Source organism: Blautia ammoniilytica, assembly GCF_025566965.1.
GTDB lineage: Bacteria > Bacillota > Clostridia > Lachnospirales > Lachnospiraceae > Blautia_A > Blautia_A ammoniilytica.
This window is the reverse complement of sequence record NZ_JAOQJL010000043.1, coordinates 1-22,399: the sequence shown is the minus strand read 5'-3', so window position 1 is coordinate 22,399 and position 22,399 is coordinate 1. Positions and strand designations below refer to the sequence as shown.

At 38.2% G+C, this 22,399-nt stretch carries 18 protein-coding genes and 2 tRNA genes; 3 read left to right on the top strand and 17 right to left on the bottom strand.

Going from position 1 to position 22,399, the window contains the following annotated elements:
- Positions 1-2 precede the first annotated feature (2 nt).
- The 4 genes from OCV61_RS16045 to epsC all read right to left on the bottom strand — a co-directional run bounded on the left by OCV61_RS16045 (position 3) and on the right by epsC (position 5,845).
- Complete coding sequence (locus OCV61_RS16045; RefSeq protein ID WP_158422661.1) at positions 3-2,288, bottom strand: ABC transporter substrate-binding protein; 2,286 nt, start codon at positions 2,286-2,288, stop codon at positions 3-5.
- A gap of 173 nt (positions 2,289-2,461) precedes the next feature.
- Entirely contained in the window at positions 2,462-3,031 is a 570-nt protein-coding gene (locus tag OCV61_RS16040) for a hypothetical protein (RefSeq protein WP_158422660.1), read from the bottom strand.
- 22 nt (positions 3,032-3,053) lie between these two features.
- Complete coding sequence (locus tag OCV61_RS16035) at positions 3,054-4,733, bottom strand: M3 family oligoendopeptidase (RefSeq protein ID WP_158422659.1); 1,680 nt, start codon at positions 4,731-4,733, stop codon at positions 3,054-3,056.
- 191 nt (positions 4,734-4,924) lie between these two features.
- Complete coding sequence (gene epsC, locus OCV61_RS16030; protein WP_158422658.1) at positions 4,925-5,845, bottom strand: serine O-acetyltransferase EpsC; 921 nt, start codon at positions 5,843-5,845, stop codon at positions 4,925-4,927.
- A gap of 338 nt (positions 5,846-6,183) precedes the next feature.
- Between epsC and OCV61_RS16025 the strand changes: the two genes are divergently transcribed.
- Positions 6,184-6,269, top strand: a tRNA-Ser gene (locus OCV61_RS16025).
- Between the two features lie 157 nt (positions 6,270-6,426).
- Positions 6,427-6,497: transfer RNA gene (locus tag OCV61_RS16020), tRNA-Trp, on the top strand.
- A 132-nt stretch (positions 6,498-6,629) separates the two neighbouring features.
- On the opposite strand, the gene OCV61_RS16015 is transcribed toward OCV61_RS16020, so the two are convergent.
- The 13 genes from OCV61_RS16015 to OCV61_RS15955 all read right to left on the bottom strand — a co-directional run bounded on the left by OCV61_RS16015 (position 6,630) and on the right by OCV61_RS15955 (position 20,931).
- Positions 6,630-8,063, bottom strand: a complete 1,434-nt coding sequence (locus tag OCV61_RS16015) for an aldose epimerase family protein (RefSeq protein WP_158422657.1) — start codon at positions 8,061-8,063, stop codon at positions 6,630-6,632.
- 2 nt (positions 8,064-8,065) lie between these two features.
- The gene (locus tag OCV61_RS16010; RefSeq protein ID WP_262583208.1) at positions 8,066-8,944 is read right to left on the bottom strand and encodes a dihydrodipicolinate synthase family protein; all 879 of its coding nucleotides are present in this window, start codon (positions 8,942-8,944) and stop codon (positions 8,066-8,068) included.
- Positions 8,945-8,954: 10 nt separating this feature from the next.
- On the bottom strand, positions 8,955-10,391 hold the full coding sequence (locus OCV61_RS16005; RefSeq protein ID WP_158422655.1) for an aldehyde dehydrogenase family protein: 1,437 nt from the start codon (positions 10,389-10,391) through the stop codon (positions 8,955-8,957).
- A gap of 14 nt (positions 10,392-10,405) precedes the next feature.
- Positions 10,406-11,410 (bottom strand): 6-bladed beta-propeller, encoded by a 1,005-nt coding sequence (locus tag OCV61_RS16000; protein ID WP_158422654.1) that lies wholly within the window; start codon positions 11,408-11,410, stop codon positions 10,406-10,408.
- Positions 11,411-11,414: 4 nt separating this feature from the next.
- Positions 11,415-12,263, bottom strand: a complete 849-nt coding sequence (locus tag OCV61_RS15995) for an SDR family NAD(P)-dependent oxidoreductase (RefSeq protein ID WP_158422653.1) — start codon at positions 12,261-12,263, stop codon at positions 11,415-11,417.
- A gap of 16 nt (positions 12,264-12,279) precedes the next feature.
- Positions 12,280-13,329 (bottom strand): lactonase family protein, encoded by a 1,050-nt coding sequence (locus OCV61_RS15990; protein WP_158422652.1) that lies wholly within the window; start codon positions 13,327-13,329, stop codon positions 12,280-12,282.
- A gap of 11 nt (positions 13,330-13,340) precedes the next feature.
- Positions 13,341-14,294 carry an ABC transporter permease gene (locus OCV61_RS15985; RefSeq protein WP_158422651.1) on the bottom strand — a complete coding sequence of 318 codons (954 nt, stop codon included), beginning with the start codon at positions 14,292-14,294 and terminating at the stop codon, positions 13,341-13,343.
- Entirely contained in the window at positions 14,287-15,801 is a 1,515-nt protein-coding gene (locus tag OCV61_RS15980) for a sugar ABC transporter ATP-binding protein (RefSeq protein ID WP_158422650.1), read from the bottom strand. Before OCV61_RS15980 ends, OCV61_RS15985 begins: the two co-directional genes overlap by 8 nt.
- Positions 15,802-15,803: 2 nt before the next feature.
- The gene (locus OCV61_RS15975) at positions 15,804-16,784 is read right to left on the bottom strand and encodes an ABC transporter permease (RefSeq protein WP_158422649.1); all 981 of its coding nucleotides are present in this window, start codon (positions 16,782-16,784) and stop codon (positions 15,804-15,806) included.
- 78 nt (positions 16,785-16,862) lie between these two features.
- On the bottom strand, positions 16,863-17,891 hold the full coding sequence (locus tag OCV61_RS15970; protein ID WP_158422648.1) for a sugar ABC transporter substrate-binding protein: 1,029 nt from the start codon (positions 17,889-17,891) through the stop codon (positions 16,863-16,865).
- 112 nt (positions 17,892-18,003) lie between these two features.
- Positions 18,004-18,651: a dihydroxyacetone kinase subunit DhaL gene (gene dhaL, locus OCV61_RS15965; RefSeq protein WP_158422647.1), complete on the bottom strand. Its 648-nt coding sequence runs from the start codon at positions 18,649-18,651 to the stop codon at positions 18,004-18,006.
- A 15-nt stretch (positions 18,652-18,666) separates the two neighbouring features.
- On the bottom strand, positions 18,667-19,656 hold the full coding sequence (gene dhaK, locus OCV61_RS15960; protein ID WP_158422646.1) for a dihydroxyacetone kinase subunit DhaK: 990 nt from the start codon (positions 19,654-19,656) through the stop codon (positions 18,667-18,669).
- Positions 19,657-19,926: 270 nt separating this feature from the next.
- Positions 19,927-20,931 carry a LacI family DNA-binding transcriptional regulator gene (locus tag OCV61_RS15955; protein ID WP_158422645.1) on the bottom strand — a complete coding sequence of 335 codons (1,005 nt, stop codon included), beginning with the start codon at positions 20,929-20,931 and terminating at the stop codon, positions 19,927-19,929.
- A 259-nt stretch (positions 20,932-21,190) separates the two neighbouring features.
- Between OCV61_RS15955 and OCV61_RS15950 the strand changes: the two genes are divergently transcribed.
- Entirely contained in the window at positions 21,191-22,006 is an 816-nt protein-coding gene (locus OCV61_RS15950; RefSeq protein WP_158422644.1) for an SDR family NAD(P)-dependent oxidoreductase, read from the top strand.
- The last annotated feature ends 393 nt before the right edge of the window (positions 22,007-22,399 follow it).

Genomic DNA, 22,399 nt, shown 5'->3' with positions numbered 1-22,399 from the left:
CCTTAATTCATTTCCATTGTCTCAATATCTTTATACCAGTAATAGAATGTACTTACATCCTTTGTAAAGGTATCTGCATTAAGACGCTCAGGGCTGTAGATAATGCAGTTTTGTCTCTGATAAATCGGAACCTCTACTGCCCAGTCAAGGATAATATCCAGACACTGTTTGTAGACAGACTTTCTGTATTCCTGATCAGCAGAAGAACGGGCATCAATAATATCCTGATCCAGGGTAGCATCGTTAATGTGATAATAGTTACTCTTTACACTGTCACTATGATAGATCTGATACATATCTGGATCAACGGTTGCCTGCCATGCAGCTGCCCACATTTCAGCAGTACCTGCATTTAATTTATCCCACATAATATTTGCATCTGTTACGTCATTGATCTCAAGAGTAAATCCAATCTTCTCAAGAGCCTGTTTTGCATCTGTAAGGATTGCAAAACTTGGGTGATCACCGGAGCCGGATGCACCAATAGTCATCTCATAAGTAAGCTTTGCTCCTTCCGGAGCTGCTGTCAGCTTGCCATCTTCTACTGTGTAACCTGCTGCCTCAAAGTATCCAAGGGATGCCTGAAGTGCTGCGTCAAATTTCTCATCATCTGTCATCTCATCTGTGTAGATCGGATTACCTTCAACATCCACAGAATATGCCACCTGATAATCTGCATCGGACTTCTGAGGTGCTGCCCAGGAAGTATTGGAGATCGGATAATTGATCACAGATGCAGCATCTCCGTAGTAAGAATCAATGGATACGTCACGATATACGGAAAGAATGGTTGTGATTGCTTTTCTAAGGTTCTTAGAAGCATCAGAACCAGGCTCATTTCCTACGTTAATGGTAGCAGCATTAAGACCGATGTATCCATATCCCAGATTGTCTGTAGTATTGGTCATGATCTTGTCACCATTCAGACTGCCATTACCATTAATGCTCTCGATCTGCTCAAAAGCTGACTTGCTTCCTGACGGATCAGAAAGGTCGATGGTACCCTGCTGAACACCTGCGATCTTGTCTGCCTCTGATGTTTCACGCCACTGAAGATTCTTGATCTTAGGAGCGCCTTTGTAATAGCTTTCATTTGCCTCAAGATAAACTGTCTTATTCTCGTATTTCACAAACTTGTACGGACCTGCGCCAAGAGGAGTATTTCCTTTCTCGCGGATGGAAGAAAGATCTCCCTTTGTGAAACCAAACTTGTTATTGTCATAATCATAAAGAGAAGTATCTCCATAGTAATGCAGCGGCTCTACGATCACACCCAGGTTGTACAGGGTTGTTGCAGAAAATCCGTCTGTTGTTACCTCAACTTCATAATCATTGATCTTCTTGATACCTTCGATATTAGTAACTTCTTCGCCTTCTCCTGCAGCAGTCTTCTGCTCTACCAGATATTCTGTAGCAAGATTGGTAACATCCTCATCAAAGTATGCTTCATCTCCATATGCAGCAGCAAGTGCCTTGTAATCTGTGCCGTACTGATCTGCAATATCGTTAAGGATGGTATCTCGGTCCTTATCATCTGCGGAGTAATCCTGGTCCTTTGCGTAAAGCATTACAAAGAACTCAGCTGCACTGTTCACCTGATAATCCTCTTTATAAGACTCCCAGTCACTTTCAGCCCAGTCGTATTCAGAGGAAAGCAGAGGCATGATCAGGTCTGATTTCACCTTCTCAGCCAGCTCATCCGGCATATCGTTTAATACATTCTCTACATCCTCATCCGTAATGGAATCTGCTACTGTAGAGTTCAGACGGTAATTCTTCAATCCTTTAATATTGGTAGAATAAAGGGTAGCACCACCATCATAATCAGTATCTGCAAATACATACAGAGTAAAGATCAGGTCATCCGCTGTAAGTGGCTCACCATCTGAAAAGGTAACATCATCTCTCAGTTTAAAATTATAAACAGTAGTATCCTCATTCTGTGTAACAGTAACATCGGACAGGCCTGTATAGGTGTAGTCTGTACCATTGTATTCATGGGTCTCACCCTCAATACCATTGTAGATCACTGCACCGCTTCTGTCTGTGTCAAACAGATATGCACCAACAATATCTGCAATCTGCTGATCCGGCACTGCCTCACAGAAAAATCCGCTGAACTTCTCAGAGAAATTCGTCTGTCCAACAACGAGAGGTGTGTCAGAACCTGTGTCCTTTCCTTCTGTAGCTGTTTCTGTGTCAGCTTCTTCTGCAAATACAGGAACACTGAACATTGTTGCGGCCATAACTCCTGATAGCAACAGAGCCATTAACCTTTTTTTCCTCATCCTTAATCCTCCTTTTGTTATTTGTAACTATTTACCAATATTGAACATGTACGCTGGTATTTTTAGTTACGTTTTGAAGTAAATCCATTGTAACATGTTTTTCTTGATTAGCAAATAGCAACTTTTCTGTTTTTGTCCATTAATTATTACCATGAATACCTGATTCTGGATTCTTAGGAAAGCTTTTCAAAACTGCCTTTTATTTTCCTGTTTTTGACAGTGAGAATGATCCCAAACAGAATAAGTACAAAGGAATCTGCTGCAAATAAATATTCAGCAGATACTGCACGCTGATTCGGATCCAGGAAAATGAAGATCAGGTCAGATACAAAGCTTCCACAGCCAAGGATCAGGATTCCCAGACTGCACCGCCAGGGTCTTTTTACCTGTTTTTCATAATCTGCCCTGCTTAGATCCTTTTTATGTGCCTGCGGGATCTCTACCAATGCAGAAGTATTCTCTCCATTTTGGCGGATCCGCAGATATAAAGCACCGCTGCCGGCAATTACATAAGCAACTGGTAAAAGCTGGAATACAAACGGCAGAAGAACCCAGGCAACCCGGCTGCCGTCATTATTCAGGCACATACCGCCAATATAAAAGCCCAGCGCCAGGATGCCCAGGATCATAGAAGACAAAACTGTTTTTCTCAGGTCCTGTTCTGAAAGCCTGGTTCTGTACCACTGTCCGGTATACTCATAACGGTTTCCTTTTTTCCGATAATCATTTCTGTATTTCTTCATGAATGTATGTCTGTCTCCTTTATCACAGGTCAAGCTTTTTCCGGATCTCTTCTACGATTTTTGAAATACATCCCTGTTCAAACGGTACGTTAAGCCTGGCTTCTTTCAGCAATTCCGGATAGAAACGGCTTGCAGACATCTTGCAAAGCTTCATGTAATCTGCCCATGCAGCTCCATGATCCTTGTCCATTTTGATCTTAAACTGGAAAGCACAAAGCTGTGCCAGAACATAATCAATATAATAAAAGGGAAGTTCAAAAATATGATGCTGCCTCTGCCAGTATGCACCTTTTTCCATAAAACCGCAGCCTGTAATGTCAAGGTGTGGCCAGTATTCTTTCTCCAACTGCTTCCACGCATCCCGGCGTTCTTTTGGAGTCATATCCGGATTGCCATAAACAATATGCTGGAATTCATCTACCATGGTTCCGTATGGTACAAAGGCAATGGCATCCTCCAGATGCATCTGCCTGTAATCATTCCCTTTTTCACCAAAAAACAGTTCAATCCATGGTTCAGCAAAAAATTCCATAGACATGGAATGGATTTCTGCTGTTTCCATGGTCAGATACCGATTGTGCTCCGGGATAGGATCCTTTGCTGATACATAATACTGAAATGCGTGTCCGCATTCGTGAGTGATCACATCCACATCTCCGCTTGTACCATTAAAATTAGCAAAAATGAACGGTACTCCGTAATCGGAAATCTCTGTCATATATCCACCGGTAGCCTTATTCTTCCGTCCAAATACGTCAAACAGCTCCCAGTCCATCATCATATTGAAAAAGTCTCTGGTCTCCTCTGACATCTCAGAATACATTTTCCTGCCACTCTCCAGGATCTCCTGTGGTGTACCTGTTGGTGCCGGGTCTCCCTGCTTGAAATAAACACCTGCATCATAATAAGTCAGGCTGTCCACTCCAAGACGTTCCCTGCGCCTTTCATGCATTTGGGATGCAAAAGGTACAAAAGTCTTCTTGATCTGCTCACGCAGACTGGCAATGTCCTCTTTTGTATAAGAATTGCGGTTCATCCTGCAATATCCCATATCAATATAATTCTCAAAGCCAAGAAGCCTTGCCTGAGCAGTACGATTTTTCACCATAAGATCATAGATCTCATCGATCTCATCCTGTTTTCCTTCAAAAAATGCAGAGAATTTATCCCAGGCCTTCTTTCTGGTGTCCCTGTCACTGGCTTTCATATATTTCTGAAGCAGGGAAAGATTCAGTTCTTCTCCTTCCCAGTCCACAGATGCAGAAGCGATCAGCTTACTGTACCTGGTCGCCAGTGCATTCTCCTCCTGCATTAACGGGATCAGTTTCTCATCAAAAGCTTTCATCGCAAGCTCCATAGAGCGAAATGCTACTGCTCCCAGCTTTTCTTCCATATAGGCTCTGAAAGGAGTTTTGAAAAGCACCTTATTGTACTCATCCGTCAGTGCTTCGACCTCTGGCATTTTCTGGTCATAATACTCTTTTTCTTCTTCGTAAAATGCGTTTGTTACATCCCCGTCTCTTCGTATCTGGGCAATCGTGTACATAGTCATTACATGGTACAGCTTTTTCCATATTTCCTGATGAATGGCAAACTGTTCTTCCCCACTGGCTGCATGGGCAGCCTTCTCGATCAGTTTCCTGCCTTCTTCTACCACAGCCGGAATGTCCGGTCTTTCATAAGGAATCTCAGAAAATCTCATATTTCACATCTCCTTTGTCTTTTCCAGCCCATGGGCATAGGATTCTTTTTATAATACCATAATACCATCTGGATTTATGGTTATTATTCTCCTTTTTGTGGTTAATAATTTACACGAAAGGTGCAAAAAAAACAGGAGCCTGTACTACATACAACAGGCTCCTAATCTTAAGATCATCAAAAACAACGCCATCAGTTCTCCCAGTCCCATACATTGGTAGCTGTCATCTGACTTCTGGGCTTCTTGATCACAAGCTCAGGACTCTTGGCACTTACCTTAGTATTGGCAGGAATAGACTCCGTAATAAATGTATTTCCTCCAATGATGGTATTCTCACCGATCACAGTCTCACCACCTAATACGGTGGAATTGGAATATATGGTCACATTGTCCCCAATGGTGGGATGTCTCTTAACATTTGCGAGCTGCTGCCCCATTCTGGTGGATAAGGCACCCAGAGTTACACCTTGATATAATTTTACATTATTGCCGATAGTAGTGGTCTCTCCGATTACTACACCTGTTCCATGGTCAATAAAGAAGTATTCTCCTATAGTCGCACCTGGATTGATATCAATCCCAGTGCTGCTATGGGCATACTCTGTCATAATCCTTGGAATAAAGGGTACTTCACTTGTATACAGGATGTGTGCCAGCCGATACACATAGATAGCCAGAAAGCCTGGATAGGAGAAAATAATCTCCTCTCTGCTCTTGGCTGCAGGATCCCCGTCAAATCCGGCCTGAACATCCTTCAAGAGCATCTTCTGAACATGCGGAAGCTCCATGAAAAAGCTGCCGGTCACTTCTGCTGCTCTCTCATCTGCCTGCTCTTCGCCCATATATAAATAAGCGATCTTGATCTGTCTTTCCAGACGATCGTACAGATCATTCATCACGTGCCCAAGATAATGTTCTGGAAACATAGCTGCTGCCGAATCATTCCCGAAATATCCTGGAAAGATCACAGTTTTTAATTCTCTCACTATATCAACTACTGCAGATCTGTCAGGAAGCTCTTTTTTGCTTCTTGACAAAAACAGCTCTTCATCATGGTAATTCTTGGTAAGATGTTCTACCGCACTTAGAATGGATGTCTTTTTGTCGTTCATTTCAGCCTCCTCAAGGGATGTTTCTAAATAAGTTATTCTTTATCATATTACAATACACCCCTTTTCGTCAATCCCCAGTCGCCCATATAAACCCTACCAAAAATAAAAAATATAGTAAAAATCCATAAACACATCATTCATGAAAAAGGAATTGACCTTTTTCATGAATACGGATATAATAAAGAACGGTCACAGCAAAAGCAGCGTTGATCCATGATTCTGATGTAATCTTCAAAAATGCAGAGAAGTCTTTAGGGATGTGTGTTGTTATATGTTATCCTTTCAGATTGTATGCTGTTTTCATTGTTTGCTGTTTTCATTGTTTGCTGTTTTCATATGGAGAGTTAGCGAAGTGGTCGTAACGCGCCGCACTCGAAATGCGGTTGTCCGCAAGGGCACGTGGGTTCGAATCCCACACTCTCCGTTACTATTACATTTGTCTGCTTGTACTGGTTTTATAATGCAATTTTATAATGAAGTTTGTTCTATCCTGAAATTACAGTTATTGCTATCTTGGTATTGCTTGACAACCTCAGGTTTTACATGTATAATCCCAACATAAGCAATAATTACAACATTATAGGGGATTGGTCAAATGGTATGATAGGGGTCTCCAAAACCTTTGGTGGGAGTTCGATTCTCTCATCCCCTGTTCCTTAGGAGCCTGAATGCCTTCAAATCAAGGCGTTCAGGATTTTTTTGTGTCACAGTAAAAACGGCTACTAAAACCCATATTTGCTGAGTTTGTAGCCGTCTTACTGGCAATCGCAATTTAATATCTTAATCAACTGCTGCAATGTTTTTCACTAACTGAAAAAAAATGAACAATGTCTGAATCATAACGATCCTTCTCCAAAGCTTCTCCATCTCTATATCCTAATGCAATTACTGAAAATGGAAGTAGCACATTTTCACATTTTAAATACTCAGCTAATAATTTCACTCGCATTTCATCCGGATAAAAACCAAGCCATACACCATCAAGATCCTCTTCCTTTGCCGCAAGCAATACTCCATAGGAACAAATTGCCATGTTCTGCACCCACCAGCTGTTTCCCTGCTTATCTATCCATTCTTTTTCCTTCCTAAGACATGGAATAATCAGTACAGATGCATTTTTTGCCGGAACCGCATATGGGCTCATCTGTGAAATTTTTTCTTTTGCCGCATCTTCTGTAATTACAATAAATTCCCATTCCCTAGAATTTCCTGCACTAGGAGATGCCATTGCATATTTCAGAATACGCATGATTTTTTCCTTGGTCACCACCTTCTTTCTAAATTTTCGTACAGAAATGCGTTTTGATAAAATTGATTTTTTTTCCTCATTTTCCAATAATGCATCAACTTTTGGTGAAAGAAGTGTAACACTGTATGTCACGATCTCCGAATGTCCCGGCTTCAAAACATGAATACCTTTTTTCTGATACGGATCATAGCCTTCTTCCTCTGATGCTGCTATTCCGTTACACGGTTCAATGCATATATAAGAAGCATTAGGCACCGACCAAATAGAAAAATGGCTGAATCCAGGAAAGTCAATTATAATTTTATGCTGATTTTTTTCACTAGCTAAACAAACACGCTGAGAAGAAAGCCCCTTAAAGTTCCATGCTCCATTTGCAAACATCTCTGAATGTAACGGGATTCTCTTTGTCTGCATAAGGCATGGTACAGGTTTTCCTATTGTCCTTCCATTCAACAATGGATATCTATTGGCCGTCTCTTCCTTCTCAAATTCTAAATAATAATCTTCATAAACCTCTCCTTTAAAAAGTGGAACACAAAAACCTATATGTTCTCCAATAGAATATGGCATTTCTTTTTCCGATTCATTGTTTATAAATTGTTCCACATGAAGAATATTTCGATCAAGGCTATATACTATTGTTAGTGAAAAATCAAAAGGATATATTGTCTGTATTTCTTTGTTTGAATGCAACGTACATATCATTTCTGTATCCTTACAATGAATTTCAAACTTTTCTAGCCTTCCAAATCCATGACATGGCATTTCATATTCTTTCCCGTCTATAACATATTTGTTATCTTTCCAGTCACCAATAGCGGGAAATAAAAGCGGTGAATGATCTGACCAATATTTAGGATCCCCTTGCCATATATATTGCAAATCATCCATTTTATTCCGTAAGGAACAGATTTCTGCTCCTATTTCTGAAACAATCAGTTCCAGATATTCATTTTGAATGATATACAAACTTATCCTCCTATTCTCTCCAAATATTCCACAATCTTTCTTCCCTGTTCTCTCTGTGCTTCCGTGATTAATGCATTAGGTTTTTTTAATTCACCGCACTGAACACCCATTATTTGTAATGCAGCCTTAAGTGTAGGGAAAAGACCAGTGGCATTCAGCATATCCTCTACATCATTGATATTTCTCTGATACTTCAAAGCAGTTTTATAATCTTTATCTTGTACCGCATCATAAAGTTTTTTTGCCAACCGTCCAGTAAGATTAAAAGTACCTCCTATTGCTCCATCTGTTCCCATTAAAAGAGCATGGTACAATATATCGTCAAAGCCTGTAAAAAGAATAGCATCCGGGCATTTTACTCTCACCCTGTCAAGAAGATAATAATCATTGTGGGTAAACTTCAATCCCACAATATTAGGATGCTTCAAAAGCCGCACCAACATACTCTCCGTAAAGTCCACCTTTGAAAAAGAAGGAATTACATAAATCATCAGCGGAATAGAAATGTGATCCGCTATATAAATATAATAATCCACTATTTCCTCACTGTTGTATCCATGGAAAATCGGTGCGATCATAGCTACCCTGGAATAACCTTCTTCTTTTGCACAAGCTCCCAACTCAAGAACTTCTTCAAAAGCAAGTGCAGAAATATTAGCAACCAGATCAACTTTTCCTGCAGTTTCATCTGCCACAATGTGATATAATTCTTTCATCGCTGCCGTTGACATTTTATATCGTTCACCCATTGTACCGCCCACGAATAGCCCTTTTACACCACAATGATCTATATTATGTCTAACTATTTCCCTGATTCCTTTTTCGTCCAAAGAACCATCTTCCTGAAAAGCAGTAACCATTGCTGCATAAATTCCCTTCATTTCCATACTCCTAAAAAACTCCTTTCAAAATATAATTTTTTTCCTGGGTTAATTCTTCCAATGTTCTGGAAATTCCTTCTCGTCCAATACCACTCTTTTTATATCCACCAAATGCCAAATCCGGTATTCTATATGCACTGCCTCCATTGATTACATTTCCGGCAGTTTCCAGCCTGGACGCAATGGAAATTGCTCTTCCTACATTCCTGCTGAAGATTGCCCCTGATAAACCATAACAGGACTGATTTGCTATTTCTATGGCTTCTTCTTCAGAATGAATTGTTATAATTGGAAATACCGGTCCAAAAATTTCCATATCTTTTGCGACATCCATTTCAGCCGTTACACAATCCAAAATTGTTGGTTCAAAGAATGCCCTACCAAATCTTTTTCCTCCTGTCACGCAAATTGCACCCTGTGCAATGCAATGCTCTACCTGTTTTTCTACCTGTTCTGCTGCATCCTCACTGATAAGACATCCTACTTGTGTTTGTGGATCCATAGGATCTCCGATTTTCATTCCATTGATTTTTTCCTTCAACTTTTTAACGAATTCATCTTTCAATGTTTCATGAATCAAAAACCGTTTGCTAGCGCAGCATATCTGCCCTGCATTTCCCATTCGACTTCCTACAGCCTCATTTACTGCCAGTTCAAGATCTGCATCTTCCAAAACAATAAACGAATCGTTCCCTCCAAGTTCTAAGAATACTCTGGTTAAATTGTCTGCTGCTTTTTTATAAATGCTAATTCCAACTTCTGTACTTCCGGTCATAGAAATTGCATTGATTCCATGGTGTCCACAAAGATAATTGCCAACCACTCTTCCCTTTCCCGTCACGACCTGTACAGCACATTTAGGAACTCCAGCTTCATAAAGAATCTGCGTCATTCGAATAATTGCCAATGGATTATATGACGGTGGTTTGATAATCACAGAGTTTCCTGCCACTAATGCAGACATCACTTTTTGTGAATATAAATCAACTGGATAATTAAAAGGAATAATAATCACCATTACTCCAAGCGGTTCTCTCCTAGTAAAAATAATATCCTTTTCTTCGTTTCCATTGGTGCTTCCACCCGGAATACAATTTCCATATAAATGCGCCGCCATTTCACAATATCCTCGTGTTACTTTAGTACACACATCAATCTCGTCTTCTGCTTCTCTTAATGTCTTTCCCGTTTCTGCCGCTAACAATTCTGAGATTTCATGTCTTCTGGATTCATAAAGCTGGATATATTTATAAATAACTGCATTTCTGTTTGCTTGAGAAAGTCCGCCCCATATTTTAAGCCCTTCCTGAGCAGCTTTCACAGCCTCATCCATCAATTCCACTGGCACATCTGGAACGGTATCTATACATTCTCCATTAAAAGGGTTTATTACATTTATTGCTGGCAATTCTTTGCCAATATCTTTACCATTTATATTAATCAGCATGTTATTTTTCTCCTTTATAGGCGTTTAAGTTTTAAGAGTGAGTACGGAAGCGCATCACTTAACGTCATTATGTAAAGATTTCCTTTCGAATCTCCACAGAATCCATGGGTCATTAGGGAGGACATATAAAAGCCAAGCTGTGCCACTACATTTACATCATAATCGAAAATAGTAATTCCTCCACGCTCACCTACATAAATATACTGATCATCTGCCCATATCTCCGACGGTTGATATAATCCTTCTGAGCAATATGCAATCAGTTCCCCATCATCTGTAAATACCTGAATACTGTTTCCTTCTCGATCAGCAACCCAAATACGGTCTTTTTTATCCAACCACAGACTGTGCATAACGAAAAATTTACCAGGTCCCATTCCAGGTTCTCCCCAAGTATTGAGTAGACTTCCATCATTGGAAAATTTATGTAAAGCACAATTTGCATAACCATCACTTACAAAAATATCGCCTTTAGATGTTTCTACTGCGCAGGTTGGGCGATTAAAAGGAGGTGCTGCGCGCTTAATAGTTTTAATACTTTCGATAAAACACCAGTCTTTTTGGAATGGTAAATTCATAGGAATCATATTTCCCATTCTATGCATATCTCTCCAAATGCCTGCATCATAACCGCTATCACTAGGCTTATTATAATTTCCAAAATCCCGAATTAACTCTCCATCTGTTGTAAGTTCACGAATCACATGCGTATTGGAATCAGCACAGAGAAGTGTGCCATGATTTGTCACAAACACAGAATGAATAAACTGAAACAGATTTTTTCCAAAATCTCTTATATAATTTCCATTTGAATCTACTACAACAATTGGTCTCTCTCTATCTCTGGTAGCAAGATAAATATTGTCATTTTCATCACAACATCCAGTACAAATTGGCGTATATCTTAAAAAATCTGGAAGTGTCAAAAAGTCTTTATCCAATTCATAGGCAAATTCACCACATTTAAAAATCGTCTGGGCTATTAAGTCTCTGTCCCTATTGGCCTTTATCATTTTCATAGTGTTATACCCTCCATCTTCGTTTAAAATTACACCAAGTCTTAAACTCTTCATCTTCTTTAGGACGATTCTCTGGAATTCCAGGGAGTGATGCAGCTCCATCTACAACCAAATTTGCCCCCGTTATATAAGATGCTTGATCACTTGCCAAAAAAGCAACGGCATTCGCAATATCTTCTGGTGTTCCCATCCGCTCTAATGGCAGCTGTTTCCAAAGATTATCTAAATCTTCAATCTCCTGCTCACAAACCCCCTCTTCTCGCATTTCCTCACTGGTTCTCACACGAATAGGTCCTGGTGAAACACAATTTGCACGAATTCCATAAGGTGCCAGATCCAATGCAAAGGTCTGAATTGCGCGGATAAGTCCAGCCTTTAATCCACCATATAATTCATCATATGGGAATGCACGGATTCCTCTACAAGAAGAGATAAAAATAATATTTCCTTTAATATTATTTTCTCCCATAATTCTTCCAGCTTCTCTGGCTGCCATAAGATAAGAACGAAAATCCAAATTAATTAAAAAATCAATTGTTTTTTCATCCATTTCATAAATGCTATTTACCAAAGACTGTCCAGCATTACATATCAGAAGATCCAAACCACCCAGTTCATCATAAGCCGTCCTTACAAATTCTTCTGCTGTTCCTTTTTCATTCAATGCAAACTGATGCATATAGCACTTTACCGCATATTTTTCCGTTACTTCCTCCACTAATGCTTCTGCCTGTGCTTTTCCTCTCTCAGAACTGTAGGTAAAAGCAATATCATAACCTTCTTTTGCCATTCGTCTTACAATGCCACGGCCGATTCCACGGCTTCCACCAGTAATTGCTAATTTTTTACTCATTCATTTTCTCCTTTTCTTATTCGCACCATACGCAAGTTGCCTCAGGTATAGCACATTTATCACTTTTTTTTATTTCACCAGTTTCTTGACTAAATCGAAAACTAATTACATCTCCAGAATACTGATTTGCCATCAGCACATAACTTCCATCTGATGTTATACTAAACATACGAGGATGGCACCCACCTGACTCCACCACTTTCTTCAGCACCAACAAACCATTTTTGTCAATCTCAAATATTGTTAAAAACCCCTGTTTCTCTTTGGCTGCTCCCCAGGTGCGAGTTCCTGCCAAAAGATATTTTCCATTTGAAGTTACAGCAATCTCTCCTGCAATATATTCATTTTTCATATCTTTTGAAAGAAGTGAGATTCTCTGAATTTCTTCCAGACCGTTCTCTTCTGAATACAAATATACATACACTACATTTGTAATCTCACAAATCAGGTACACCCATTTCCCATTTGGATGGAATACCAAATGCCTTGGTCCATCTCCCGGCAACACCTTTTTTGACATTCTCTTTCGAAGCTGGTCCTTTTCAATCACATACATCACAACTTCATCGGTTCCAAGATCCGGTACAAAAAGGTAATCTTCATCTGGCGAAAGATGCACTCCATGAGGATGAGGTTCAGTTTGTCTTGCATGAACACTCTTTCCAGAGTGTGAAGTAATATACTCTTCTTCCTCAAAATGTCCCGTCTCATCTAACAATACCATGCCCACATCTCCACTTATATAATTAGCAAAGAATACTCGTCTGGCATCAGAATCCATACAAATATGACATGGACCACGTCCTGAAATATCTTTCTGATCCAAATAACAAAGAAACCCATCATCCTGTATTTCATAAGAACTTAGCCAGATTCCTTTGTCACTTTCATTTAACGCACAAAGAATTTTTTTCTTCCAGTTCACTGCAATAAAATTGGGATTTTCGCACTGTTCTTCTACAGAAATACGTCTCAGTGCTCCCGTTTCTGTGTCCAGAAGACAATAATAAATTCCTTTTCCCTTTTCTGGCCCCGTATAGCTTCCAACGTATACTTTTTTTTCCATAGAACCCTCATTCAAATCTTATTTTTTTTAGAATCAATATACATCATCACAAAGATAATCAGTGCTTTAGCAATCTGAAAGACATAGATATCTGCTCCAATCATCGTAAGTCCATTTTCAATCATTGTTAAAATAAGAACACCGATAAAGGCTTTAGGAAATACGCTGCCTTCACCACCCGCAAGGGATACACCCCCAAGCACAATCGCAGCCACTGCAGTAAATTCGTATCCATCTCCCAATTCTCTGGTAACGCTTCCTAAATTTATACAAATTAACATACCTCCCAGCCCTGCAAAAATCCCACTGATTGTAAATGCCGCAAGTTTGTAATTCTTTACACTAAGTCCCAGTTTTGATGCAGCATTTGGGTTGGATCCAACTGCAACAATTTTTCTTCCGAAAGTTGTATACTTTAAAACAAACTGCATAATCAACATTACAACCAAAATAAAAACTATAAAGCTGGACAAACCAAATATTTTAAAATTACGGAACTGTAGCACTTCCTGAGGCATATTAATCGCAACTGTATTAGTCAGTTTCACTACAATTCCAACTAATGCCAATTTCATAGAAAGAGTCACTAACCAAGCATTTAACTTTACTCTTGTAACCAAAATTCCATTTACTAATCCAACTAATCCTCCAAGAATTGGCATCATGATCATGCAAAGGTATGGATTCCATTTATAATTCACCATCAAAAGTGCACATACAGATGCTGAAAAACGACAGTTTGCTCCCACTGATAAATCCAGCTCGCCAACAATTAATGCGAAAGTCATACCAATACCAATAGACAGCATCAATGTAGATGCTCGCAAAATTGAAGTCGCATTTGTGACTGTGAAAAAGTATGGAGACATTACAGAAAATACTGCGATAATCAATATTCCAAAAATATATACCGCATTGTTGAGGGCAGCCAATTTCATATTCTTTATTTTTACTTCCCTATTCATACTTGACCTCCTCTCGTATACCCTGACAAAGATCCATCAGCTTTTGTTTGCTAATATCCTTCTTTGCAACTTCAGCAACAATTTCACCGTTTCTTACAATTAACACTCTATCGCACAAGTTAAGATTTTCTTCCAGTTCTGAAGATATCATAACAATGGCACATCCACATTCTGCCAGTTCTACAATTTTCTTATGAATAAAAGATTTAGCATTAATATCTACACCCCTTGTCGGCTCATCAATAAAGAAAATATCTGGATTTTTACCAATTGATCTTGCCATAACCACTTTTTGCTGATTTCCACCACTGAGAGTCTCTACAAGCACATTTTCATCAGACGCTTTTATCTGCATTTCATTGATCATTTGAAGTGCATAATCTCGTTCTTTCTGCTCGTCCATTATAAAATGCTCAAACTTCTTCAAATTTGCCATAGAGATATTTTTCCAAATCGGCATTTGCATAAACAGTCCATCCAAATGTCTGTCTTCTGTAACATATGCACACTCTTCCAAAAGCTTATGACCACTAATTTTTTCCAAAATCCCTTTGTTATTACGCTTATAGACAATTCCGGAATCTGGTTTATCCAAAGCCAGAATATTTCTTACAATTTCTGTTCTTCCAGAACCCAAAAGCCCCCAAAGTCCCAATATTTCACCTTTTTTTACTGCGAAATTTACATTTCTCACGACCGGATAACAATTAAGATTCTCAACTTTCAGAACAATTTCTTTATCCCTTTTATCTGTTGCATTCACAATTGTCTCTACTTCCTGCCCTGCAATACCTGTAACAAGTTCTTTTGTTGTGACATCTTCGTTCAAAAATTCACCTGTCACACACCCATCACGCATAACAACTGTTCTATCGCAGATTCTCATTATTTCATCAATAAAATGTGTAATATACATTACAATTTTATTTTTCTGCTTTAATTCTCCAATAATGCGAAACAGATTCTCTTTTTCGTCTAGTGACAATGATGAAGTCGGTTCATCAAATAATACAATTTCTGCATCTCTAACAAGAGCTCTCGCAATTTCGATCATTTGTTTTTCACCAATTGTAATGTTTTTTACAATTTCTTTTGGATCAATATCAGCACCAATCATTGAAAGATACTTTGATGCATCCTCAAATAATCTCTTATATTGTATACGTCCAGCCTTTGTATATTTGTTTAAATTATAAATAAATATATTCTCAGCCACTGTCATGTCCTTAAAAACAACTGCTTCTTGATGTATTAATGCAATACGACATTTTCCTGAGTCGTTCTGATTCCTGATTATTGTTTCTTTTCCATCGATATAATATGTTCCTTTATCAATACAGATTTCCCCAGCCAATGCGTTCATAAAAGTAGATTTCCCAGCACCGTTAATTCCAATAATTCCCAGTACTTCTCCCTTATCTGCAACAATCGTTACATTATTCAATGCATGAACACCTGGATAGTATTTATGTAAATTTCTTGCTTCAAAGTACATTCTTTTTTCCATCTTTATACCCTCCTTGCATTTGCACGAATGGTGTCAAACCAGGTAATAAAAATAAAGACTGCGCCCTTAATAATCTGAATCGTATAATAATCAATACCAAATAATACCAAGAGATTAGAAAGACCATTAATAATAAAAGCCCCTATCAACGCACCAAGTACTGTTCCTACACCACCTTTAATACTTGCGCCGCCTACAATTGCCGCCGCAATTACATCTAATGATGTACCATCAGATGCAAGAGAAAGAGAAGATGACGAAATTCGTGCCGTCAAAGCAATCGCAGCAAGTCCTGCCATAATTCCAGAAATCAAAAATACTTGTATTTTTATTTTTCCCGTTTTAATGCCACATGCCTGAGCTGTTTTTTCATTTGTTCCAATGGCATAAATGCTTCTTCCAAATGCTGTTTTGGTCAGTAAAAATTGAAGGATAATCAAACAGACGAGCATCATTATGATATTTGCGTGAAATGGTCCGTAATATTTTCCAAATAGCTCAGTAAACTTTGGAAGAACCGGTATACTGGTTGATTTTGTTACTCGAAGCGACAAACCATTGGAAAAAATCATGGTAATCATAGTTGCTACAAATGGATTAATTCCAATTTTTGCCACAGAAAATCCATTAAACAACCCTAAAAGAATTGCTATCATCATAATAGCCAATACTCCAAGCATTATATTTTCAGTTTCGCGCATAGTATACGCTCCGATACATCCAGAAAGCATCATAACGGAAGGAATTGATAAATCAATACCGCCACTTACCATAACGTAAATCTGACCAGCTGCCATAATCGCAACAGCACTGCTTTGAATTAAAATACTGGACAAGTTTCTAAACGCATAAAACTGAGGTTTTGCAATAGCGATTGCCACCAGAAATAGAACACCCAATATAACGCTAGTTAACAGAAAATTTTTATCTTTTCTGTTGCTAAAAGCTTTCTCTTTTTTTGTAAAATACTCTTTTATATTCATAAAAGATTCCCCCTTTTAGATGTGACTGCCCCAAAAATTCCCGAATCTTTTGCGGCAGTCACAGTCAGGTTTTAGAACTTATTTTGTCCGCTCTGCATAGTCATAAACCCAGAAATGATTTTCATCCAGCAATGGCTGAATATTTTCCTGTGTGATTGGTTCTGATTTTACAAAGAAATCGTCTGCTTCCTCACCCAGTGCCAGTTTTACAGCAACATCAACCGTATTTGTAGATACCTGCGGAAGATTTTCATATCCAGTTGCATCCAGATAACCTTCTTGAATCATATTAAGACCTATTTCACAGCCACCTGCTGCTGCCAGATAAATATGTCCTTCTTCATCTGATTTCTTCCATAATTCCTTTCCTTCTAATACGCTCTGTACACCGAGCATTAAATCTTCATTAGGTGTAAAAATCATATTTGCATCTGTATTTGCCTGAAGTGTAGGCGCAAGCTTGTTCATAAGAGTTTCTACAGACCAGTTACACTCAATATCGGCAACGATTGTTGCTCCATTATCTTTTACTGCCGCCTCACAGCCTTCACCATATCTGACTGCATTTTGATCTTTTAAATCTCCCTGTACTCTTACTATTTTAATTTCCTCAGCGGGAATTCCATCTGCAATCATTTTTTTAATTGCAGCATCAACTGAAACATACGCAGTATCGTAAGTGTCCGGTCCAACTGTAGAATCTGCTTCTGGTCCACCTGGAGTCAGCCTACGGCAAAAAGAAATAAATTTCTTACCCGCATCATGTGTTTCTGTAATCGAAGACCAGATTGCTGTTGTATCAATCGCACCTGACACAACTACATCAACATCCTGATTTAACAAATCTCGAATCTGTGTTTCCTGTGCCGCTGCATCATCCCCCGCCGTTGTTTCAATTAATTTTACCTGGACTTCGTTTTCCGCATTGTAATCTTCCACATACCATCTTAAATAATCAGCCATTGCTGACCATGCCTGAGTTCCAAGAGATGGCCATGCTATACCAATTGTTACTTCTTTTGGCTCTTCTGCAAATACACTTACAGGGCTAAGTGCCAATGTAGCTGCAACCACTGCCATTACTGCTTTTTTCATAGTTTTCTTCATAATTTGTACCCCACTTTCATTTAGTTTTTGCTTTTATAGTTCACATCCTCTTTATAAATTCACTCCGGATTGAAATTACATTAGGGATGCCACTAATTCATTTTCACGTTGATCAGTTATAGTTACAATTTGCAAAACACTCTGCCATGCATTCCAACTGCATTGCCATTGTTACAGCACCTGGATCCAAATACCCCACTGATTTATCTTCCCGATAACTTGCCCTTCCCTTTACGGCTTCCATTTCCCGTGTACTATCTGCACCTTGTTTCGCCGCCATCACCATTTTATGTAAACAATCTGCGATATCATTTCCTTCATTCAATGATTTCTGATATGCATTTGCTGCAGGATATATAGCATCCAACATGGTTTTATATCCTGGTTTCGCATTTCCTCTCGATGCTATGGCCTCTGCCCAATCCAAGAGCATTTCTCCAAAAAGCATTTCATCCATTATCTCTTTGTCTTTCATAAGCATAGAAGATTTTAAATACGCACTTCCATATAAGACACCAGAAGAGCCACCCATAGCAGACATCAATACCATAGCGATATTTTGAAAAAGTTCCTGAAAATTCATTTGTTTCCATTCCCCTGTTTTCTCCACTAATTTCTGGAATCCAATGTTCATATTCAGCCAATGGTCTCCATCACCTGTTTCTGAATCTAGCTCTGTAATATACTCTTTGTTTTCTTCAATTACTTTTGCTACCTTTTTTAAATAAATAATGAAATCCTCTGGTTTTAAAGCAAACATATACTTTTTTCCTTTCTAAAACTTTAATCCTGGCGTATTACATGGTGCATCCAAAAGTCTTTTCGTTTGTTTATCCAATTTAAACATTGTAATTGAACATCCTGCCATGTCCAACGATGTCATATAATTCCCAACCAAAACTTTATGTGCTGATATTCTTTTTGCCTTCAGAAGTTTTTGAATACATCCTGCGAAAACGTACAACTCCATTAGAGGAGTCGCCCCCAACCCATTGATCATCAAAGCAATTTCACTTTCAGAATAATCGTAATCCTCAATAATTTTCGCAAGCATGATTTCTGCCAACTCTGATGCTTTCTTTATTTTAGTTTTTTGAATCCCAGGTTCCCCATGGATTCCCATACCAATTTCAATTTCATCATCAGCAACCGTAAATCCTGGTTTATCTAATCCAGGAAGGGTACATGCCGTCATAGACATTCCTATACTTCTAATATTTGCGTTTGCTATTTCGGCTGCTTCTTTTACTTCTTGTAAAGAAGCTCCCTCATTTGCTTTAGCTCCAGCAATTTTATGTACAAATATAGTCCCGGCAATTCCACGTCGTCCTGTAGAATAAGTGCTATCCGGAACAGCTACATCATCTTTTACCACAACACATTCCACTTCTATACCCTTCATTTGTGCCAACTCTTTTGCAACAGAATAATTCATCAAATCTCCGGAATAGTTTTTAAGAACTACTAACACTCCTGCTCCAGTATTAATTTCCTCCATAGCCTTTAGCATTTGATCTGGAGATGGAGATGCAAACAAATTTCCCGCTACCGCAGCATCCAACATTCCTTTCCCTACATATCCAGCATGAGCCGGCTCATGACCACTTCCCCCTACCGACATGATGCCAACTTTACCCTTTTTCTTTTCCTTCAACGCAACTACACGATAATTCGGAAACCATTCAATTTCTTCATGTGCAAATACAAATCCTTCCAGCATTTCGTCTACAATGTTTTGTGGTTCATTCATAATTTTTTTAACCATAATCACCTCTCCTTTTATGGAATCGCTTCCATGTTTTATATTTTTTTAACCAGGCTCATTGTCTGGTTAGTAAACAGATATGTCTCCTGTTAGCGACATCACTATATACGAAAATCAACAATTTCGTGTCTTGGTGCATTCACAACTGATGGGCGAATGAGTAATGCGAGATAGTCTCACCAATTACTCATTCGGTCAAGTCCGTCCAATATTCATAAATTTACTCATAAAAGCATGGCTCATTCATGACTATTGTCCGAGATCTTCAGGTTATAAATTAACTCTAATCTCTGAAGGCATATAATACTTTCTAACTGGCATAGACGTATTAGCAATACGTTCCATCAGCATAGTCGTTGCTAAATGCCCCATTGCTTTGGGATCTCGTTCGATATAACTATATTTTAAGTCTTCGAAAGTGTTTACCTTATCAAAGGAAATACATCGAATATCTTTTCCTAATACCAGTTTTGCATCATATACTGCCTTAATAAACCCTATAGTTGTCAGATTATTTGTTGTAAAAACTGTTGTCGGATATGTTTTTCTTTCCAAGATCTTTTGTGTTATCTGGTATGCTGTCTTAGTGGTAAAATCACCTTGGAATATATTTTCTTCCCTTACCGCAAGCCCGTGTTCTTCAAAAGCTCTAAGATATCCTTTATATCTGTCCCTTGCAGTTTTGGTACTCAAATTACCCGTAATTATTCCAATATCATCAAATCCATGTTCAATCATTACTTTGGTTGCATTATAAGCACCGCCTGCATTATCAAAATATACTGTATCCCAATCATTAAAATCTAATCCTGAATCCATAAAAGTCACTGGAATTCTCAATGATTCTATTAATTTTTTATATTCCAGTATTTTTTGCACATCCAGATCGTCAATTGCTGGAGTAATAATGAGTCCCTTAAGTTTCTGTTGCTTTAATAATTTCAATATTTTTTCTTCTTTATCAAAACTTTTGTTAGAATTACATAGCACTAATAACAATTCCTTTTCTTCCAGCACTTCGTAAATTCCTTCCAATGCAGCTGCAAAGTAAGGGTTGTGTGCTTCTGGAACAATTACTCCAATCATATTACTATCCTGCTTTGCAAAATTTCTTGCAGTTGCTGATGGAACATAGTTGCAACTCTGGATAACTTCCTCTATTTTTTTTCTTGTCTTTTCATTTACATAACCTGTATTATTAAGAACACGAGAAACTGTAGTTCTTCCAACCCCCGCTTTTTTTGCAATATCATCAATTGTTGTTTTATTCTGCATGTTTTACCTCATTTCATTGTCCCATCATTTATGGAATCGCTTCCTTTTCTTGATATCCTTAATATAGCACAATATTTTCTGTAGGTAAATATGGTAATATATACAATTTATACATATTATTTTTATTTAACTTGCCGTTTTTCCTTTTAATCCCAAAATTAGAATTGTATTTTCACATTTTTTATGATATTTTTTAAACATCATCATACATTTTATGGAATCGCTTTCATCTCAATGCTTATGAAAGGAGAATTAATACATGAATTTAAATTTAAAAGACAAAATCGTAGTTATCACAGGAGGAACTAGTGGTATTGGTAAAGCCACTGCCTTTGCTTTTGCGAATGAAGGAGCAACTGTTATCGTTTGCTCTCGTTCTCAAACGAAAATTGATAAGTTTCTATTTGATTCTGATCAATTAGGTTATCATATTGAGGCAATGTCGGTGGATATATCCAACTTCAAATCATTAAAAGCTTTTATTGATTATGTGGGAAATACTTATGGAAGGATTGATGTCTTATTTAATAATGCTGCGCAAGGACATATGGATTATTTAACTCAATTGAGTCTGGAAGACTGGAATGCAGTAATCTCATCCAATCTAACTTCTGCTTGGTTAGCTTCCAAATATGTTGTTCCGTACATGAAAAAGAACGGAGGAAGTATTATTTCTACCAGTTCTTTAGCCGGAAGAATCGCCACCACATCCATTGGAATTTATGGAATTACGAAAAGTGGACTCAGTGCCATGACCAAACTTCTTGCTTCCGAACTAGCACCTTATCACATCCGTGTAAATGCAGTTTCACCTGGAGTTATTTCTTCTGATATGGTTAAAAATGGCATTTTAAAAACCAAAGGTATTAATTATCTCAGTAATACTGCTGTTATGCAACGTCTAGGAACTCCAGAAGAAGTAGCAAAGCCTGTTGTTTTTTTAAGTTCTGACGCTGCATCTTTCATAACTGGAGAAGTCCTTGATATTTCTGGTGGTAAATTTATTGTGCAAGATCCATGGGCGCCATGGGAAGATTTTGATATAAAAAAACCTTTTGAAACAGTGGAAGAATAGCAATATAGCTAATAACAACTGAGTGCTATATATAGACTGGAATTTCATTAAATTCCAAAACAATCAGGAAACGAATGTCTGAATGTCTTTTAGAGCATTTCAGAATTCATTTAAAATCATTGCTTTTTCTGCAAGAGAGCACAATAAAAACGCTGGTAATCAAACAGCCTTTCTCTTTTTTCTACTTTATTTATATGAACTGAAAGTCTATGTTCATTAAAAGATATGTCGCACTAAGTAATTAGTGCGACATCAGACTGTAGACAAAGCCCTGCTTTTGCAGGGTTTTGCTATTATTGGAACCGCTTTTCTGATATAATAAATATCAGAAGGGCGGTGTTTTTTATGATGACGAAAAATACAGATAAAAAAAGAGAACAAATGATGATGTTT

Coding starts and splice junctions, on each gene's coding strand:
- OCV61_RS15975 (WP_158422649.1), bottom strand. CDS start 16,784: ATGAATATAAAAGAGTATTTTACAAAAAAAGAGAAAGCTTTTAGCAAC.
- OCV61_RS16010 (WP_262583208.1), bottom strand. CDS start 8,944: ATGAAGGGAATTTATGCAGCAATGGTTACTGCTTTTCAGGAAGATGGT.
- OCV61_RS15990 (WP_158422652.1), bottom strand. CDS start 13,329: ATGGAAAAAAAAGTATACGTTGGAAGCTATACGGGGCCAGAAAAGGGA.
- epsC (WP_158422658.1), bottom strand. CDS start 5,845: ATGAACGACAAAAAGACATCCATTCTAAGTGCGGTAGAACATCTTACC.
- OCV61_RS15985 (WP_158422651.1), bottom strand. CDS start 14,294: ATGAATAGGGAAGTAAAAATAAAGAATATGAAATTGGCTGCCCTCAAC.
- OCV61_RS16045 (WP_158422661.1), bottom strand. CDS start 2,288: ATGAGGAAAAAAAGGTTAATGGCTCTGTTGCTATCAGGAGTTATGGCC.
- OCV61_RS15980 (WP_158422650.1), bottom strand. CDS start 15,801: ATGGAAAAAAGAATGTACTTTGAAGCAAGAAATTTACATAAATACTAT.
- OCV61_RS15995 (WP_158422653.1), bottom strand. CDS start 12,263: ATGAGTAAAAAATTAGCAATTACTGGTGGAAGCCGTGGAATCGGCCGT.
- OCV61_RS16005 (WP_158422655.1), bottom strand. CDS start 10,391: ATGCTGATTAATATAAATGGTAAAGATATTGGCAAAGAATTGCCAGCA.
- dhaL (WP_158422647.1), bottom strand. CDS start 18,651: ATGTTTGCTTTAAAACCAGAGGATTTCATTATTTATTTAAAAAAGGTA.
- dhaK (WP_158422646.1), bottom strand. CDS start 19,656: ATGGTTAAAAAAATTATGAATGAACCACAAAACATTGTAGACGAAATG.
- OCV61_RS16035 (WP_158422659.1), bottom strand. CDS start 4,733: ATGAGATTTTCTGAGATTCCTTATGAAAGACCGGACATTCCGGCTGTG.
- OCV61_RS16040 (WP_158422660.1), bottom strand. CDS start 3,031: ATGAAGAAATACAGAAATGATTATCGGAAAAAAGGAAACCGTTATGAG.
- OCV61_RS15955 (WP_158422645.1), bottom strand. CDS start 20,931: ATGCAGAATAAAACAACAATTGATGATATTGCAAAAAAAGCGGGGGTT.
- OCV61_RS15970 (WP_158422648.1), bottom strand. CDS start 17,891: ATGAAGAAAACTATGAAAAAAGCAGTAATGGCAGTGGTTGCAGCTACA.
- OCV61_RS15950 (WP_158422644.1), top strand. CDS start 21,191: ATGAATTTAAATTTAAAAGACAAAATCGTAGTTATCACAGGAGGAACT.
- OCV61_RS16000 (WP_158422654.1), bottom strand. CDS start 11,410: ATGAAAATGATAAAGGCCAATAGGGACAGAGACTTAATAGCCCAGACG.